Raw genomic sequence first — 16,643 nt, 5'->3', positions numbered from 1 at the left:
CGCCCCCACAGGGGAGGGGCGGGCGGGCAGAGACCGCCGGGGTCAGCCCGACCTCGGCGGCCTCTGCCCGTCGAAGGCGAAGAGGGTGTTCGTGGCCGCGGCCACGAACACCGCGCGCCCCGCGACGGTCACGCGGGGGCTCGCGTCCTGCTCGCCCGTCAGACCGTCGACCCGGGGATCCGTCGTCCACAGCGGTTTGCCGTCCTTCGGCGACAGGGCGACCACCCGGCCGGTGGCCGAGCTGAAGTACAGCGCGCCGGCTCCCGCCGCGGGGCCCGACGCACCCTCCACGCCCGTCTGGCGCGACCACTTCCTACGCCCTGTCGCGGAGTCGAGCGCCGTCACGAGACCGGCCTGTCCGCTCACGTAGACGGTGCCGTCCGCCATGCCGGCCGTACCGGCGTACACCTTGTCGAACCGCGCGTACGTGACCTTCCGCGAGGCCGGGTCGAACCGCGCCACTCCGTCGTACCCCGCCGACGCCGTTCCCTCGTAGCGCTTCGAGAGGAGGACGAGCCCACCGCGGGCCGCGCCCACCGGCACGACGGAGCCGTCGACCGTGACGGGCCTGCCCGGAGTCCCGGAGGGGAGGTCGAGCGTACGCAAGGTGGGACGACGCACCTGGAGGTCGTCCACCTCCGTGTCGGCCGCGCACATCGCGAGGAGCCGCGGCCCGAGCGGGACGGGGGCACACTGGGTGCCGGTGGGGAACGATGTCGTCCAGAGGGCGTCACCGCTGTGGGCGTCCCGGGCCTCGAAGCGGGAGTTGGAGGCGTCGACCGTCACCACGGAGGAGCCGACCACGACGGAGTCCATGGTCCGGCCCGTGACGGCCGTCGACTGGGCTCCGGACGGTGCGGACCACAACTCCCGGCCGCTGTCGGCGTCGAGGGCCACCACCTCGCTGCGAGGACCCTCGGGGTCGTCCTGGGCGGAGAAGCGGTAGCCGAGCACCGTGTCGTCGGTGGCGCCCACCATGTGCATGCCCTGGACGGGGACGCCCGGGCTCTTCGCGGTCCACACCCGGGACCCGTCGTGGGCCCTGACACGGGTCGCGACGACGCCGCCGCCCCCGCAGAACAGCGCGTCGCCCCGCGCGACGCACCGCAGTTCGTCGGGGATGTCCTCGCGGCCGCCCGGCACGGTGGCGCGCCACGGCTCGAAGCCGTCCGGAAGCGCGCCCGCCGGCACCGCGGTGCTCTGCCCCGTGCCCGCGCCACCGGGGCTCGTGCCGCCTCCGCTTCCGGCGAAGCCGCCCGTCGTCAGCGCGGCGACTCCGCCGCCGATCGCCGCCACCGCGACCACCGCCGCGAGCACGGGCCGCCGGCGGCTGCGCAGACGGCCGGCCGGGGCGCCGGTGCTTCCGGTGCCGGGGTCCGTCGGGGCGGTCCGCGCCGGGGTGTCCCCCGTCGCGAGGTGAGCTTGCGTGTTCATGTCGCGAGTGCGGCCCGCACCCGGACCGCCGGTCCTGGTCCCGCCGAGTTCGGCGGGCAGGTCCCGCAGCAGCACGAGCAGTTCGTCCGCCGAGGGACGCCCCTCGGGCTCCTTGTCCAGGCACGGTTCGACGACCGCCCGCAGAGCCTCCGGAACGGCGTCCAACGACGGTTCCTCATGCACGACCTGATAGGCCGTCATATAGGGGCTGTCCGCGTCGAAGGGCCCATGGCCCGTCGCCGCGTACACCAGGAGGGTCCCCAGGGAGAAGACGTCGGACCGCGGGCCCACACCACGTGGCGCCTGCAGCTGCTCGGGCGACATGAAGGGCGGCGTACCGATGACCCGCCCGGTCATCGTCAGCGTCTGCTGGTCCACCGCGCGCGAGATGCCGAAGTCGATGACGCGCGGGCCCTCGGGCGAGAGCACGACGTTGGAGGGTTTCAGGTCGCGGTGGACGACCCCCACCCGGTGGATGTCGCGCAGCGCCTCCGCCAGACCGATGGCGAGCCGCCTCAGCTCCGCTCCGTCCAGCGGGCCCCCCTCGGCGATGCGCTGCGTGAGCGTGGGCCCCTCGATGTAGGTCGTCGCCATCCACGGCTGCTCGGCCTCGGGGGCGGCGTCGACCACCGCGGCGGTGAACGCGCCGCTCACCCGCCGCGCGGCCGCCACCTCCTGCCGAAACCGGATGCGGAACTCGTCGTCCCCCGCGAACTGCTGATGGATCAGCTTGATCGCGACCGGCCGCCCCGAGCTCGTACGGGACAGGAAGACCGTGCCCATGCCACCCGAACCGAGCCGCGCCTCCAGCGGATAACCGCCGATCTCGACCGGATCACCTCCGCGCAGCGACACTCTTCCCGACCTCCCGTCCCCCGTGCGTTCTCTGCCACCACGGGCCCGCTCACCTCTGCTGCACCCAAACTAGCCGCAGGCCGGTACGGCAGAGCCGAGCGGGTGACGATCGGGGAGCCCGGCCGTGCCCGCTCCACGGGGAAGTCGTCCGCTTCTGCCGCTCTGGCAGGGCAAGCAGTACGCGGTCGCCCACGAGAACGCCCGAGGGCTCCGGAACTGCCTGGACACCTCGACCGTCTTCCGGTTCTGGGAACTCAGCACTGCCTACTGAGGCGTGTCGCGGCAGCGGCCGGAGTCGCGCGGCGTGGAGCGCCCGGTCGTTCACCGGCTGACTCCGTCGGCGGAGGCCGAGGTGAACGGCGCGCCACGGGGGGCGCGAGCAGGCCTGTGCAGTGCCCCCTTCGCCATCCCTCACGCCCTGCCGGGGCCCGGGCGGTGCCGCGAGGATGAGCCGACCGCACCAGATCCCCGCTGCTCCGCGCACGCGCCGTTCGGCGGGTGAACACGCGGTGGAAGGAATTCACGTTGCTGCTTCTCATCTCCCCGGACGGCGTCGAGGAAGCTCTCGCGTGTGCGAAGGCGGCGGAGCATCTCGACATCGTCGATGTCAAGAAGCCCGACGAGGGGTCGCTCGGCGCGAACTTCCCCTGGGTCATCAGGGAGATCCGCGGAGTGGTCCCCGCGGACAAGCCGGTGTCCGCCACCGTCGGAGACGTGCCGTACAAGCCCGGCACGGTGGCCCAGGCGGCGCTCGGCGCGGCTGTCTCCGGAGCGACCTACATCAAGGTCGGCCTCTACGGATGCACGACGCCCGACCAGGCCATCGACGTCATGCGGGGAGTCGTCCGGGCCGTGAAGGACTTCCGGCCCGACGCGTTCGTCGTCGCCTCGGGGTACGCGGACGCCCACCGGATCGGCTGCGTCAACCCGCTCGCGCTGCCCGACATCGCCCGCCGCTCAGGATCCGACGCGGCCATGCTGGACACCGCGATCAAGGACGGGACCCGGCTGTTCGACCATGTGCCGCCCGAGGCCTGTGCGGAGTTCGTGCGGCTGGCCCACGAGGCCGGTCTGCTCGCCGCCCTCGCGGGCAGCGTCAAGGCGGCGGACCTCGCCACGCTGACCCGTATCGGAACGGACATCGTGGGCGTGCGCGGGGCGGTCTGCGAGGGGGGCGACCGCGACACCGGGAGGATCCAGCCTCGGTTGGTGGCCGCCTTCCGGGCGGAGATGGACCGGCACGCCCGGGAGCTCGCGGCCACCCCGGCCGCGAGCTGACCGCCGGCGTGGCGCCGCAGCCGCACCGCCCCGGTCCCGCACCCCGCGGTGAGCGTTTCACCGTCCTCGACCCGGCGACGGGCGAGCCTTTCGGCGAGGTTCCCGACCAGCAGGCGAAGGAGCTGGACGCGGTGGTCGGCCGCGCCCAGGAGGCCTGGCCGGGCTGGCGGGCCGACCCGGCCGGCCGCACCGCCGCCCTGCTCGCGTCGGCCGACGCCGTGGAGGGGGCCGGGGCGGACCTCGCTCCCCTGCTCACCCGCGAGCAGGGCAAACCACTGGCCGAGTCGTACGCGGAGGTCGCCCGCACGGCGGCTCGCCTGCGCTGGTTCGCCGAGTGCGTCCCCGAGCCCCGTACGATCACCGACGGCCGGGCGGTGCACAGCGAGGTCCGCTGGCGGTCGCTGGGGCCCGTCGCCGCCATCGTCCCGTGGAACTTCCCGCTCCAGCTCGCCTCCGCGAAGTTCGCGCCCGCGCTCGCGGCGGGCAACACGGTGGTGCTCAAGCCGTCCCCGTTCACGCCGCTGGCCACCCGGCTGCTGGGATCCGTCCTGTCCGCCGCCCTCCCCGAGGGCGTGCTGACGGTCGTCACCGGGCGGGAACCGCTCGGCGCCTGCCTCGCGTCGCACCCGGGGATCCGCCATGTGACCTTCACCGGTTCGGTCGCCGCCGGGCGGTCCGTCGCGGCGGGGGCGGCGGCCGGCCTCGCCCGGGTCACCCTGGAGCTGGGCGGCAACGACGCCGCCATCCTGCTGGACGACGTGGACGTGGAGCGGATCGCGGACCGGCTGTTCTGGGCGGCGTTCCGCAACTGCGGGCAGGTCTGCATGGCGGTCAAGCGCGTCTACGCCCCGGCCCGGCTCCACTCGCGCGTGGTCGAGGCCCTCGCGGAACGGGCGAAGAGCGTGGTCGTCGGAGCCGGTCTCGACCGGGCCACGGAGCTGGGGCCGCTCAACAACGCCGCCCAACTGGCCCGGGTGGAGCGCTACACGGCCAGGGCCCTGGCGGACGGGGCCCGGGCCGTGGCCGGTGGCCACCGGCTGGACCGGCCGGGCTACTTCCACGCCCCGACGGTCCTGGCCGATGTCCGGTCCGACAGCCCGGTGGTGACGGAGGAACAGTTCGGTCCGGTCCTGCCGGTACTGCCGTACGGAAGCCTCGACGAAGCCGTGGAGGCGGCCAACGCCACCCGCTTCGGCCTCGGCGGCTCGGTCTGGGGGACCGACCTGGACCGGGCCGAGGCGGTCGCCGACCGGTTGGAGTGCGGGACGGCGTGGATCAACCACCACGCCGAGCTCTCCCTCGCCCAGCCCTTCGCCGGTGCCAAGGAGAGCGGCGTCGGCGTCGCGGGCGGGCCGTGGGGACTGTACGGGAACCTCAGACCGTTCGTCGTCCACCGTCCCCGGGAGGCCTGACGATGAGGTTCGGCGCGGCGGTACTGCGCGGTTACGAGGCCCCGTTCGCCGTCGAGGAGGTGATCCTGGGCGCGGGGCCGGCCGACGGCGAGATCCTGGTCCGGATCGCGGGCTGCGGACTGTGCCGGACCGATCTCGCCGTCCGCCGCTCGGCGGGCCGCTCGCCGCTGCCCGCGGTGCTCGGGCACGAGGGGGCCGGGGTGGTGGTGGAGACGGGCGGCCCGAACACCGGTCTGACCCCGGGTGACCATGTGGTGCTGAGCTTCGACTCCTGCGGGCGGTGCCGGAGCTGCCTGGGCGGGGCACCCGCCTACTGCGACCGGTTCGCCGCGCTCAACCTCTTCGGGGGGCGTGCCGAGAGCCCGGCCCGGTTCACCGACGGGGCCGGGGAGGCGCTGGCGCCCCGGTGGTTCGGCCAGTCCGCGTTCGCCGAGTACGCGATGGTCCCGGCTCGCAACGCGGTGCCTGTCGACGCCTCCCTCCCCCTCGAACTGCTGGGCCCGCTCGGCTGCGGTTTCCTCACCGGCGCCGGGGCGGTGATCAACTCCTTCGGCGTCGGCCCCGGTGACACCGTCGTGGTCTTCGGCGCCGGGGCGGTGGGCCTGGCCGCGGTCATGGCGGCCACCGCCGCCGGGGCCCTCGTCGTGGCGGTCGACAGGCACCCGGAACGACTGGCCCAGGCCGAGCGGTTCCGCGCGGTTCCGCTGGACGCCGCTGCGGCCGGCCTTCCCGGCCGTGTCCAGCGGCTGACCGACGGCGGCGCTCAGTACGCCCTGGACACCACGGGGTCCGCCCGGTTGATCAACGACGCGCTCCGGTCGCTGCGTCCGACCGGCCACCTGGGCCTGGTGGCACGGCTGCACACCCATCTGCCGCTCGAACCGGGGGCCCTGGACCGGGGCCGGAAGATCTCCCACATCTGCGAGGGGGACGCGGTCCCGGCGCTGCTGATCCCCCGGCTGACCGGGCTGTGGCAGGCCGGGCTGTTCCCCTTCGACCAGCTGATCCGCACGTACCCGCTGGCCGACATCAACGAGGCCGAACGCGACTGCGACGCGGGCCGTGTGGTGAAGCCGGTCCTCATTCCGTAGGGCGGCGCGCGTTCCGGGCGCACGGGGATTCCGGCGGGGCGGGGCCCCGGCGTGCGGGGCGTTCTCCGCCCAGCCGACTCCCCCGCGCCCCCGGTGACTTCCCGCCGGTTGTTCCTTCGCTCTGCTCGCTGTTCGTCGTCCCCGACAACCCCAAGGGAGTGCACATGGCCGACACGGCGCACCGCAACGACGGTGTCGAGGGTGTGGCGGGAGGGGTCGGTGCGACCGCTCTCCTGGTGGCCGCGGCGCGGGCCATCGAGACACATCGCCCCGACAGCCTGGCGCGGGACGACTTCGCGGAGCACTTCGTGCTCGGGGCCCCGGCGTCCAAGGGCTGGCCGGTCCACCCTCGGGAGGTCCCGGACGGGGACCGGAACCCGCTGTGGGGGCGGTTCGCCCGGTACTTCGGGCTGCGGACGCGGGTCTTCGACGACTTCCTCCTCCGGTCGGTGCACGCGGGGGACGTCCGCCAGGTGGTCCTTCTCGGGGCGGGGCTGGACTCGCGTGCGTACCGGCTCGCCTGGCCTCCCGGCTGTGTGGTCTTCGAGATCGACCGGGCGGAGGTCCTGGCGTTCAAGCACCAGGTGCTCGGAGGTCTTTCGGCCACCCCGAGGGCGGCACGCGTACCGGTCCCGATGGATCTGCGCGCCGACTGGGCCGGCGCCCTGCCCGGCTCCGGCTTCGACCCCGCCGCGCCGAGCGTCTGGCTGGTCGAGGGCCTGCTGTTCTATCTGCCGCCCGCCGCCGAGACGTATCTCATCGACACGGTGGACCGGCTGAGTGCGGGGGGAAGCGCGCTGGCCTTCGAGGTCAAGCTCGACAGGGATCTGCTGGAGTACCGCGACAGCCCGCTCTACACGGCCACGCGCCAGCAGATCGGCATCGACCTGCTGGACCTGTTCGACAGGAGCCCGCGGCCCGACTCCGCGGGGAAGCTGACGGGCATGAGCTGGCGCACGTCGGTCCGCACCCCCTTCGACTTCACCCGGCTGCACGGACGCGGCCCGCTGCCCGAGCCGAACGACGCGCTGGCGGGCAACCGGTGGGTCTTCGCGGACAAGCCCCGGCGGTAGACGCCGGCCGTGTGCCCCACGGACGGAACCCCCGTGAAGCTGCTGGTGGCCGCCGAACACCTCGGGGAGCCGCGGGCACTCGGCCGCTACCGTACGTTGCGGCCGGCCGCGGCACGCGAACGCGAACACGACATCGATCAGGCTGCCGACCGTACAGCGTCGGGGCCGCCGGTCAGCTCGGCTCGTCGTACACCACCGACCAGGGGCGGGGCGGCCCGCTCGGCGGGCGCGGGCCGTCGTCGTGGTGCGGCGTCGCCGACCGGTCGCGTGCCAGCACACCGGCCGCGAGCTCCGCGAAGTGCGGTGCGGCCGGGTGGGCGGAACGGCCGGCGGGCCAGGCGCCGGTGGTCCGCCGGGTGAGCGGGCGGCCCGCCAGGGGGCGCCAGAGGACGCGGGGCTCCTTGCGTGCCACCGGGCCCTGGTCGAAGGCGACGCCGTGGCCCGCGTGGACGAGGGCCAGCAGGAACTCGGGGTTGGACGCGTGCCGGACCCGGCCGGGCACGAAGCCCTCGGCACGGCAGGAGTCGAGGATCCGGTCGTACCAACCGGGAGCCTGGGCGCGGGGGAAGAGCACGAGATCGTGGCCGGACAGTTCGGCGAGCGCCACCTCGGGGAGCCGGGCCAGCGGCGACGTGCGGGGAAGCACGACGCCGAACTCCGCGCGCACCTCCGGGCCGAGACTGAGTTCGGTGGCGTCCACGGGCTGGTGGACGAGGCCGACGTCGAGCCCGCCGGAAGCGAGCAGCCGCAGCTGTTCCTCCGTGGTGATCTCCTGCAGATCGACGGACAGTCCCGGGGAGTGCCCCGCGCAGGCCGAGAGCAGTGCGGAGAGCGTGGAGACCGTGGTGTCGGGTGGGACGCCCGCGCGCAGGGTGCCCAGACCGCCGTCGCCGGCGCGGCGGGCCAGGGTCCGTAACCGCTTTTCGCGGGCCAGGAGTTCGCGGGCCTCGTCCAGCAGCACCAGGCCGGCGGCGGTGAGCCGGACCTGACGCTGCGACCGGTCGAACAGGGCGGCTCCGAGGTCCTTCTCCAGCCTGCGCACCGCCTGGCTGAGGGGTGGCTGGGCCATGCCGAGCCGGTCGGCGGCCCGGCTGAAGTGCAGCTCGTCGGCGACGGCGACGAAGATACGCAGGTGGCGCAAGAGATCCACAGTCAGTGACCTTATGCGAGGGGCGAACCGATGGTCGAGAAACGGATCCGCGAGATCTTCGCGGGGGCGGGTGCCGAGGGGTTGTTGCACGCGGTCCCCGTCGAGGCGGGACCGGGCGACGGGGAGGTGACCGTCGGCGCCGACGAGCCCGTCGTGATCGCCTCGGTCTTCAAGGTGCTGCTGGTCCTGGAGTTCGCCCGACAGGTGGCCGCCGGCCAGCTCGACCCGCGTGAGCGGGTGCGGGTGACGGCGGCCGACCGGCTCGGCGGCTGGGGCACGGCGGGCTGTGCGGACGACGTGGAGCTGTCGCTGCGCGATCTGGCGTTCTTCGCCCTCTCGGTGAGCGACAACTCGGCGGCCGATCTGCTGCTGGCACGCGTCGGCCTGGACACGGTGCGGCTCCTCGCCGAGGAGCTCGGGCTCGACAGGACACGCGTCGTGGGTGGCCCCCGTGACGTACTGGAGTCGATGCTCGCCGAGGTCGGCGCGCGCGACGAGGCGGAGTTCGCCCTCCGGTACCCCGCCCTGTCGGACGACCGCAAACGGCGCCTGGGCGTGCTGGATCCGCTGCGGACCAACGCGAGCACGCCGAGAGACATCACCAGGCTGCTGCGCCTCGTCTGGCGGGACGAGGCAGGTCCGCCGGAAGCGTGTGCCCGGGTGCGGGAACTGATGGGCCGTCAAGCGTTCCGGCACCGGCTGGTTTCGGGATTCCCCGACGAGGTGACGATCGCGGCCAAGACCGGGACCCTGCCCGGCCTGCACATGGAGGCGGGGGTCGTCCGGTATCCCGACGGCGGCCTCTACGCGGTCGCCGTGTTCGCCCGTACGCGCGAGCTGGCCGCCTCGCGCACGGCGGTGGACGCGGCGATCGGCGCCACGGCCCGGATTGCCGTCGACTCCCTCCGGGGCAAGCCATTCTGACGTGGACTCATATGCGTTCACGTATGCGCCCACCCGAATTTTGATCTTGGACGCAGAGGGTCCCGTCCTGATCTCCTGACGCCATGAACGAGGACACAGACGTACAGCGTCCGCGGCGGCGCACCCAGGCATTCGGCCGACGCGCGGTGCTGCGCGGCGCCGCGATCGGCGCGGCGGCCCCGCTGCTCTCCGCCACGACCACCGCCACCACCACCACCGCCGCCGCCGCGGACCACGGAGCCGCGGCGGCCGGTTCGGCGTCCTTCCGGTGGCTGGGCACCTCCGGCTGGCGCATCGACGTCGGCAGCCGGACGGTGCTCTTCGACCCTTACATCACCCGCTTCAAGACCGGCCTGTTCGACGGAGGGCTCGAGCCGGACACGAAGTTGAGGTCCGATCCCGCTCTGGTGCGGGAGCACGTCGGCAGCCCCGAGATCGTCCTGGTCAGCCACGCGCACTGGGATCACGTCGCCGACGTGCCGTACATCGCCAAGTCCACCGGCGCGCGGATCGTCGGCACCGAGACGACGTTCCATCTGCTGGTCGCGTTCGGCGTCGACCCCGGCCAGATCTCGGTGGTCAAGGGCGGCGAGATCCTGGACTTCGACGGCATCACCGTCCAGGTCGTGCCGAGCCTGCACAGCCGCAACAAGCGGCATTCCTACTTCGCCCCGGGCACGCTGAACGCTCCCCCGGCGGCGGCGCCGAGGACCATTTCCGACCTGCCGGAGGGCGACACCCTGGCCTTCCAGGTGACGGTGGGGAGCGACGGCCCGTCGGCGTTCCTGATGGGCGCCAGCGACTTCTCCGAACAAGCCGTACGGGGGCTGAGCCCCGACCTCGCGATGATCGCCGTACCGTCGAGCACCGCCACGTTCCGCTACACGTCCCGGCTGCTGCACGCCCTGGACCGGCCGGGCGTCGTCGTTCCCGTCCACTGGGACAACTTCGAGGAGCCGCTGAGCGAACCTCCGCGCCGCGACCCGGTGATGGACCTGACCGGGTTCGCCGCCCAGGTCCACCGGGAGTCCCCGACGAGCCGGATCGTCGTCCCGGACTACCGCACGACGTACGACGCGGACATGCGCGCCTGCACGTCCACGCCATAGCGGCACGTCCACGCCACCGAGGGGGGACGGATCAGCGGAGTCCGGCGAAGAGGTCCTTCTCGGGCAGGGCCGCGCCGGTGGAGTCCTGGACGCGTACGAAGGTCTCCGTGCCCATCAGGTCGCCGAACCTCTCCTTGCCCATCTTGAGGAAGAAGATGTTGTCGCCCTGGCTGGCGTGCGCGGCCAGGGCGTCGAACTTCCGGCCGCTGAACGCGGTGGTGTCCACCCATGTGGTGACCTCGTCGTCGGGGAGGCCGATCTCGGTCATCGCCGCGGCCTCGGCCGGATCCGGCTCCGGCTGCCGCTCCGGCTCCGCGTCCGGCTGCGGCACGTCCTCCTGGAACTCGCGCATGGCCTCCCCGAACCGCCGCAGCATCGAGTGGGGCATCGTCGTCCAGTACACCTTCGGCGTCAGCTCGGTCATCTCCAGCGCCGCCATCGTGATGCGGTGGGCCTGGATGTGGTCGGGGTGGCCGTAGAAGCCGTTCTCGTCGTAGGTGACGACGACATCGGGGCGGTAGTGCCGCATAAGCTCCGCGAGTCGGGCGGCGCCCTTCTCCACCGGGGTCTGCCAGAAGGATCCGGGGGCCTCGTTGCTCGGCCAGCCGATCATTCCGGAGTCGGCGTAGTCCAGCGTCTCCAGATCGCTGACCCCGAGGACCTCACAGCTCGCCTCCAGCTCCCGACGGCGCATCGAGGCGACGGCCGCCGGGTCGTGTCCGGGGTCGCCCGGCTTGACACCCCCCGGCCCGTCACCGCAGCCGCCGTCGGTACACGTCACGAGAACCGTGCGGATGCCTTCCGCCGCGTACCGCGCCAGGACCCCTCCGGTTCCGGTCGCCTCGTCGTCGGGGTGGGCGTGCACGGCCATGAGGGTCAAGGGCCGGTCGGTCATGAAGGGGTCCTCCCGCAGAGATACGTCGAGATGCGTCGAGATACGTCGTGGTTCGGGCCGGCGGTAGGCGTGCTACCGCGATCCCAGGGCTCGGATCCCGACGGGGCGAACGACCCAGCGGCCTCCGTGTCCCCCGCCGCACGGCGCCGGTCCCTCGAACGGTGCAACCGCGCCGACCGGGCCGGCTGTTCCCGACGGGGCCGGCGATTCTCGACGGAGGCCGCCCGCAGCCCCCTCAGGGCTCCGGTGCTGCGGCGACAGCGCACAATGAGCTGTCCCGGAGGCTCCGGCAGTCGACGCCGGAGCGGAAGCGGGGCGGGGGCGGCGGATCATGTCGGGCCGCGGGCCGACGTCCCGTACGACGACCGCGTCGTGCGGTGGCCGCCACCGGGCTGCGATACGGCTCGATCCGCCGGAAGAACCTCAGGCCGGACAGAACCCCAGGAGGGGAAGCGTGACCGAGACAAGCGACACCCGATCCGCCGCCAGTGAAGCGCCGGAGGCGCGGCGGAGCCGACTGCAGCGTCTGATGCGCTACGTCCCTCTGATCGCCCCCGTCCTGCTGTGGGCCGTGCCGTGCTGGGTCCTTCTGCACACCGGCCAGCGCTGGCCGCTGCCCGTCACCCTGACCGGCACCGCGCTGTTCGTCCTCGGCCTGGCCGGTATGCCGCTCGCGATGGTGCGCGGCCACGGTCGGCGCCAGCGGGACCGGGCGGCGATCGTCGGTGACACGCTGCTGGGCGGGATCTGGGTCCTGTTCACCTGGTCCGTACTGCTCGGCGTCCTACTTCGGCTCGCCCTGACCGTGGCCGGTGTGGGCGACGGACAGGACCGGGCGCGCATCGTCACCTGGGCCGTCCTCGGCGTCGCCGCCGTGCTGCTCGCCTGGGGGTACGCCGAGGCCCGCCGCGTGCCGCGGGTGCGCCGTCTCGACGTGCGGCTCCCGCGCCTGGGAGCCGGCTTGGACGGAACCCGGGTCGCCCTGATCACCGACACCCATTACGGTCCGCTCGACCGGGCCCGCTGGTCGGCGCGGGTCTGCGAGACGGTGAACACCCTGGAGGCCGACCTGGTCTGCCACACCGGCGACATCGCGGACGGCACGGCCGAACGCCGTCGCGCCCAGGCCGCTCCGCTGGGCACCGTGCGGGCGACCCGGGCCCGCGTCTATGTCACCGGCAACCACGAGTACTACAGCGAGGCCCAGGGCTGGGTCGACCTGATGGACGAGCTGGGCTGGGAGCCGCTGCGCAATCGCCATCTGCTGCTCGAACGCGGCGGTGACACGCTCGTGGTCGCCGGCGTCGACGACGTCACCGCCGAGTCCTCCGGACTGGCCGGCCACCGCGCCCACCTCGCCGGAGCCCTCCACGGCGCCGACCCCGACCTGCCCGTGCTCCTCCTCGCCCACCAGCCCAAGTTCATCGACCGCGCGGCAGCCCACGGAATCGACCTCCAGCTCTCCGGCCACACCCACGGCGGCCAGATCTGGCCCTTCCACTATCTGGTCCGCCTCGACCAGCCGGCCGTCGCCGGCCTCAGCCGCCACGGCGCTCGCACCCTCCTCTACACCAGCCGCGGCACCGGCTTCTGGGGACCGCCCTTCCGCGTCTTCGCCCCCAGCGAGATCACCCTGCTCGTGCTCCGCTCCCCGCAGCCGGCCGGCTGACGCGCCGGGCGGTCAGGAGCAGGCCGGGCACAGGCCTCGGTAGGTGATCTCCACCGAGCCGACGGAGAACCCGAACCGCTCGGCCTCGGGCAGGTCGCCGAGAGCGTCCCCGCCCGGGTGGACGTCGCGGACCGTGCCGCAGCCGGAGCACACCAGGTGCTGATGGGCCCGGCGCGCGTTCGGGTCGTAGCGCTTGGCCCGGCCCACGGTGGAGACCTCCAGCACCTCGCCGAGCGTGACGAGCTCCCCCAGCGTGTTGTAGACGGTCGCGCGGGAGATCTCGGGCAGCCTCGCGGCGGCCCGCAGATGTACCTCGTCGGCCGTCAGGTGCACATGGTCACCGTCGAGGACCTCCGCGACGACACGCCGCTGCGAGGTCAACCGCCAGCCACGGCCTCGTAGCCGTCGAAGGAGGTCGCTCATCTCGTCACCTGCTCCGCTTCGCGGGGGACGCGCGACCCCGGACGGATCCACTGATCCGACGACGTCGCGTCCCGGCCGTTATCGTTTTAGCGCACTTCTTGACTTGGACGAAGTCCATCGTAGGATCGATCCCGGCGACATCCAAGAGACAGGAAGACTCCGGTACGGCAGCAGAGAAACGCGGTGGGACACCGTCGGTCGACCGCGCGGCGCCGACCGAGCGCCGTCCTCGTCGCACCGCCGGGACCGCCCGGTCCCGTCCGTGAACGTCCGTTCGGGCGGGCGCGACGGTACCCGGCATACCTCGTGCCCCTTCTGCGCGGACCGAATCCTCCTCCCCCGTTCAGCGCCCCACGACCCACCGGGTCCGGAAGGATTGCCATGACCGAGAACCACGAGTCGCATGTCTTTGATCCCGTCACCCCGGATTCGCCCGAGACGGCCGTCCCCGAGGTGCCCGAGGCACAGGCGAGCGGCTGCCCCGTGGCCCACGGCCGCGCGCCGCACCCCACGCAGGGCGGCGGGAACCGCCAGTGGTGGCCGGACCGCCTCAATCTGAAGATCCTCGCCAAGAACCCCGCCGTGGCGAACCCGCTCGGTGCGGACTTCGACTACGCGTCCGCGTTCCAGTCGCTCGACCTGCCCACGGTGAAGCGGGACATCGCCGAGGTGCTCACCACGTCGCAGGACTGGTGGCCGGCCGACTTCGGCAACTACGGGCCGCTGATGATCCGCATGGCCTGGCACAGCGCCGGCACGTATCGCATCAGCGACGGCCGCGGTGGCGCGGGCGCCGGTCAGCAGCGGTTCGCCCCGCTGAACAGCTGGCCGGACAACGGCAACCTGGACAAGGCCCGCCGTCTGCTGTGGCCGGTCAAGAAGAAGTACGGCCAGGCGCTGTCCTGGGCCGACCTGCTGATCCTCACCGGCAACGTCGCCCTGGAGACCATGGGCCTGAAGACCTTCGGCTTCGCCGGCGGCCGCGAGGACGTCTGGGAGTCGGAGGAGGACGTCTACTGGGGCCCGGAGACCACCTGGCTCGACGACGAGCGGTACACCGGCGACCGTGAGCTGGAGAACCCGCTCGGCGCGGTCCAGATGGGCCTGATCTACGTCAACCCCGAGGGCCCCAACGGCAATCCGGACCCGGTGGCGGCCGCCCGCGACATCCGCGAGACCTTCCGCCGGATGGCGATGAACGACGAGGAGACCGTCGCCCTCATCGCCGGTGGCCACACCTTCGGCAAGACGCACGGCGCGGGCCCTGCGGAGAGCGTCGGCGCGGACCCCGAGGGCGCCTCGATGGAGGAGCAGGGCCTGGGCTGGCGCAGCTCGTACGGGACGGGCAAGGGCGGGGACGCCATCACCAGTGGTCTTGAGGTGACCTGGACCAGCACCCCGACCACGTGGGGCAACGAGTTCTTCCACAACCTCTTCGCCTTCGACTACGAGCTGACCGAGTCCCCGGCCGGTGCGAAGCAGTGGGTCGCCAAGGACGCGGAGGCGACCATCCCGGACGCCCACGACGCGTCGAAGAAGCACAAGCCGCAGATGCTCACCACCGACCTGTCGCTGCGTTTCGACCCTGCCTACGAGCAGATCTCGCGCCGTTTCCACGAGAACCCGGACGCGTTCGCGGACGCCTTCGCGCGCGCCTGGTACAAGCTGACGCACCGTGACATGGGCCCGATCCAGTGCTACCTGGGCGCGGAGGTGCCTTCCGAGGTGCTGCTGTGGCAGGACCCGCTGCCCGCGCGCACCGCTGAGCCGCTGGACGCCGAGGACATCGCCGCACTCAAGGAGCAGGTGCTCGCCACGGACCTGACGGTGGCGCAGCTCGTCTCGGCCGCCTGGGCGTCGGCCGCGTCCTTCCGCGGCAGCGACAAGCGTGGCGGCGCCAACGGCGCGCGGGTCCGTCTGGAGCCGCAGCGCGGCTGGGAGGCGAACGACCCGGACGAGCTGGCTCAGGTCCTGCGGGCCCTGGAAGGTATCCAGGAGTCCTTCGACGCCAAGGGCGGCAAGCAGGTCTCGCTGGCCGACCTGATCGTCCTCGCGGGCAACGCGGCCGTCGAGCAGGCGGCCAAGGACGCCGGTGTCGAGGTGGAGGTGCCGTTCACGGCGGGCCGGGTCGACGCCACGCAGGACCAGACGGACGTCGAGTCCTTCGCCGCCCTGGAGCCGGTGTACGACGGCTTCCGCAACTACGCGGGCAAGGGCAGCCGCCTGCCCGCCGAGTATCTGCTCCTGGACCGGGCCAACCTGCTGACGCTGAGCGCCCCGGAGACCACGGTCCTGGTCGGCGGTCTGCGGGTGCTGGGCGCCAATTCCGGAGGCTCGAAGCACGGTGTCCTCACCGACCGCCCGGGCACGCTGACGAACGACTTCTTCGTGAACCTGCTCGACCTGGATATCACCTGGAAATCGACGTCGGCTGCGCAGGACGAGTTCGAGGCCCGCGACGCGACCGGCCGGGTCAAGTGGACCGGTACCCGCGCGGACCTGGTCTTCGGCTCCAACTCCGAACTCCGTGCCCTGGCCGAGGTGTACGCGAGCGACGACGCGCGGCAGAAGTTCGTGACGGACTTCGTCGCCGCCTGGAGCAAGGTCATGGACCTCGACCGCTTCGACCTGGTCTGACCGCGCGGTCGGGGCCGCCCCTCGGCGGCCCCGACCCCGCCGACCACGGCGGCTGAGACGATCCTGCGCCACCTGTGTTCTCCCGGCATCGGATCCGTCCTGTCGGGGCGTCGCCCGGCCCGGCGACGCGCCCGGCCGCTGCCCTGCTACCAGCCGGCCTTGACCGCGTTGTAGGCCGTACGGCAATCGGCGTTGGTGGCATCCGCGGCGAGCTTCTCCATGGAGCCGCTCCAGACCTTCTTGGCCACCTTCTCCATGTCACGGGTCGCCGCGGGCACGTTCGGCGCGTGCTTCTTGATCGTCGCCAGCGAGGACCTGGCGAACTTGTTGCACACGGGTCCGGCGGCGTTCCGGTAGCGGGTGTCCAGGTCCGTCGCGACAGCCTGGCCGTTCTGGGTCGCCCAGGTGTTCCAGGCCGCGCACGCCGCTTCGGTGAACACGGCCTGGTCGGCCTCGCTCAGCCCCAGCACCTCGCCCAGCATCGTGTCCTTGGCCTTGTCGGGGACCGTGAAGTCCACGACGGGGAACTTGTCGAGGGTTTCGAGCAGCGCCTCCTGACACGCGGGAGGCAGCGGGGCCGCCTGGGCGGTGGAGGGGGCTGCCAGCGCGGAGACGGACAGGAGTGCCGCGGTGAGGACGGTGCGCTGGACGGTACGCGAAAGAGGCATGGGGGCAGTGCTCCTCGTACGAGAG

General features: G+C 72.8%; 14 protein-coding genes. 9 read left to right on the top strand and 5 right to left on the bottom strand.

Translation table 11 applies throughout. The features are described 5' to 3' along the window. Nucleotides 1-42: 42 nt before the first annotated feature. Nucleotides 43-2,289: a protein kinase domain-containing protein gene (locus AC3CH1_RS33035; protein WP_488466224.1), complete on the bottom strand. Its 2,247-nt coding sequence runs from the start codon at nucleotides 2,287-2,289 to the stop codon at nucleotides 43-45. 124 nt (nucleotides 2,290-2,413) lie between these two features. Between AC3CH1_RS33035 and AC3CH1_RS33030 the strand changes: the two genes are divergently transcribed. The 5 genes from AC3CH1_RS33030 (at nucleotide 2,414) to AC3CH1_RS33010 (ending at nucleotide 7,143) form a co-directional block, all read left to right on the top strand. Next, nucleotides 2,414-2,560, top strand: a complete 147-nt coding sequence (locus AC3CH1_RS33030; protein WP_488466826.1) for a hypothetical protein — start codon at nucleotides 2,414-2,416, stop codon at nucleotides 2,558-2,560. A 254-nt stretch (nucleotides 2,561-2,814) separates the two neighbouring features. Next, complete coding sequence (locus AC3CH1_RS33025; protein ID WP_488466223.1) at nucleotides 2,815-3,567, top strand: (5-formylfuran-3-yl)methyl phosphate synthase; 753 nt, start codon at nucleotides 2,815-2,817, stop codon at nucleotides 3,565-3,567. Nucleotides 3,568-3,575: 8 nt separating this feature from the next. Beyond that, entirely contained in the window at nucleotides 3,576-4,979 is a 1,404-nt protein-coding gene (locus tag AC3CH1_RS33020) for an aldehyde dehydrogenase family protein (protein WP_488466222.1), read from the top strand. Nucleotides 4,980-4,981: 2 nt separating this feature from the next. Beyond that, complete coding sequence (locus AC3CH1_RS33015) at nucleotides 4,982-6,070, top strand: NAD(P)-dependent alcohol dehydrogenase (protein WP_488466221.1); 1,089 nt, start codon at nucleotides 4,982-4,984, stop codon at nucleotides 6,068-6,070. A gap of 164 nt (nucleotides 6,071-6,234) precedes the next feature. Next, the gene (locus AC3CH1_RS33010; RefSeq protein WP_488466220.1) at nucleotides 6,235-7,143 is read left to right on the top strand and encodes a class I SAM-dependent methyltransferase; all 909 of its coding nucleotides are present in this window, start codon (nucleotides 6,235-6,237) and stop codon (nucleotides 7,141-7,143) included. Nucleotides 7,144-7,315: 172 nt separating this feature from the next. Here AC3CH1_RS33010 and AC3CH1_RS33005 read toward each other — a convergent pair whose 3' ends face one another. Further along, nucleotides 7,316-8,284, bottom strand: a complete 969-nt coding sequence (locus AC3CH1_RS33005) for a LysR family transcriptional regulator (protein WP_488466795.1) — start codon at nucleotides 8,282-8,284, stop codon at nucleotides 7,316-7,318. A gap of 39 nt (nucleotides 8,285-8,323) precedes the next feature. Here AC3CH1_RS33005 and AC3CH1_RS33000 point away from each other — a divergent pair, with 39 nt between their 5' ends. Both AC3CH1_RS33000 and AC3CH1_RS32995 read left to right on the top strand, forming a co-directional pair. Further along, entirely contained in the window at nucleotides 8,324-9,217 is an 894-nt protein-coding gene (locus AC3CH1_RS33000) for a serine hydrolase (RefSeq protein WP_488466219.1), read from the top strand. A gap of 83 nt (nucleotides 9,218-9,300) precedes the next feature. Continuing rightward, nucleotides 9,301-10,326: an MBL fold metallo-hydrolase gene (locus AC3CH1_RS32995; RefSeq protein WP_488466218.1), complete on the top strand. Its 1,026-nt coding sequence runs from the start codon at nucleotides 9,301-9,303 to the stop codon at nucleotides 10,324-10,326. A gap of 31 nt (nucleotides 10,327-10,357) precedes the next feature. Here the strand turns inward: AC3CH1_RS32995 and AC3CH1_RS32990 are convergent, their stop codons facing one another. Beyond that, a complete protein-coding gene (locus AC3CH1_RS32990; RefSeq protein WP_488466217.1) occupies nucleotides 10,358-11,221 on the bottom strand; it encodes a PIG-L family deacetylase in 864 nt (287 codons plus the stop codon). A gap of 454 nt (nucleotides 11,222-11,675) precedes the next feature. On the opposite strand from AC3CH1_RS32990, the gene AC3CH1_RS32985 reads away from it, so the two are divergent. Continuing rightward, complete coding sequence (locus tag AC3CH1_RS32985; RefSeq protein WP_488466216.1) at nucleotides 11,676-12,890, top strand: metallophosphoesterase; 1,215 nt, start codon at nucleotides 11,676-11,678, stop codon at nucleotides 12,888-12,890. Nucleotides 12,891-12,902: 12 nt separating this feature from the next. Here AC3CH1_RS32985 and AC3CH1_RS32980 read toward each other — a convergent pair whose 3' ends face one another. Continuing rightward, a complete protein-coding gene (locus AC3CH1_RS32980) occupies nucleotides 12,903-13,313 on the bottom strand; it encodes a Fur family transcriptional regulator (protein ID WP_488466215.1) in 411 nt (136 codons plus the stop codon). A gap of 381 nt (nucleotides 13,314-13,694) precedes the next feature. Here AC3CH1_RS32980 and katG point away from each other — a divergent pair, with 381 nt between their 5' ends. Then, nucleotides 13,695-15,950, top strand: a complete 2,256-nt coding sequence (gene katG, locus AC3CH1_RS32975) for a catalase/peroxidase HPI (RefSeq protein WP_488466214.1) — start codon at nucleotides 13,695-13,697, stop codon at nucleotides 15,948-15,950. A gap of 146 nt (nucleotides 15,951-16,096) precedes the next feature. Here katG and AC3CH1_RS32970 read toward each other — a convergent pair whose 3' ends face one another. Next, nucleotides 16,097-16,618 carry a hypothetical protein gene (locus AC3CH1_RS32970; protein ID WP_488466213.1) on the bottom strand — a complete coding sequence of 174 codons (522 nt, stop codon included), beginning with the start codon at nucleotides 16,616-16,618 and terminating at the stop codon, nucleotides 16,097-16,099. Nucleotides 16,619-16,643: the final 25 nt, after the last annotated feature.

It is taken from the genome of Streptomyces sp. MGP-P1, assembly GCF_057766565.1.
The sequence above is the reverse complement of the archived record's forward strand: the minus strand, read 5'-3'. Positions and strand labels throughout refer to the sequence as shown.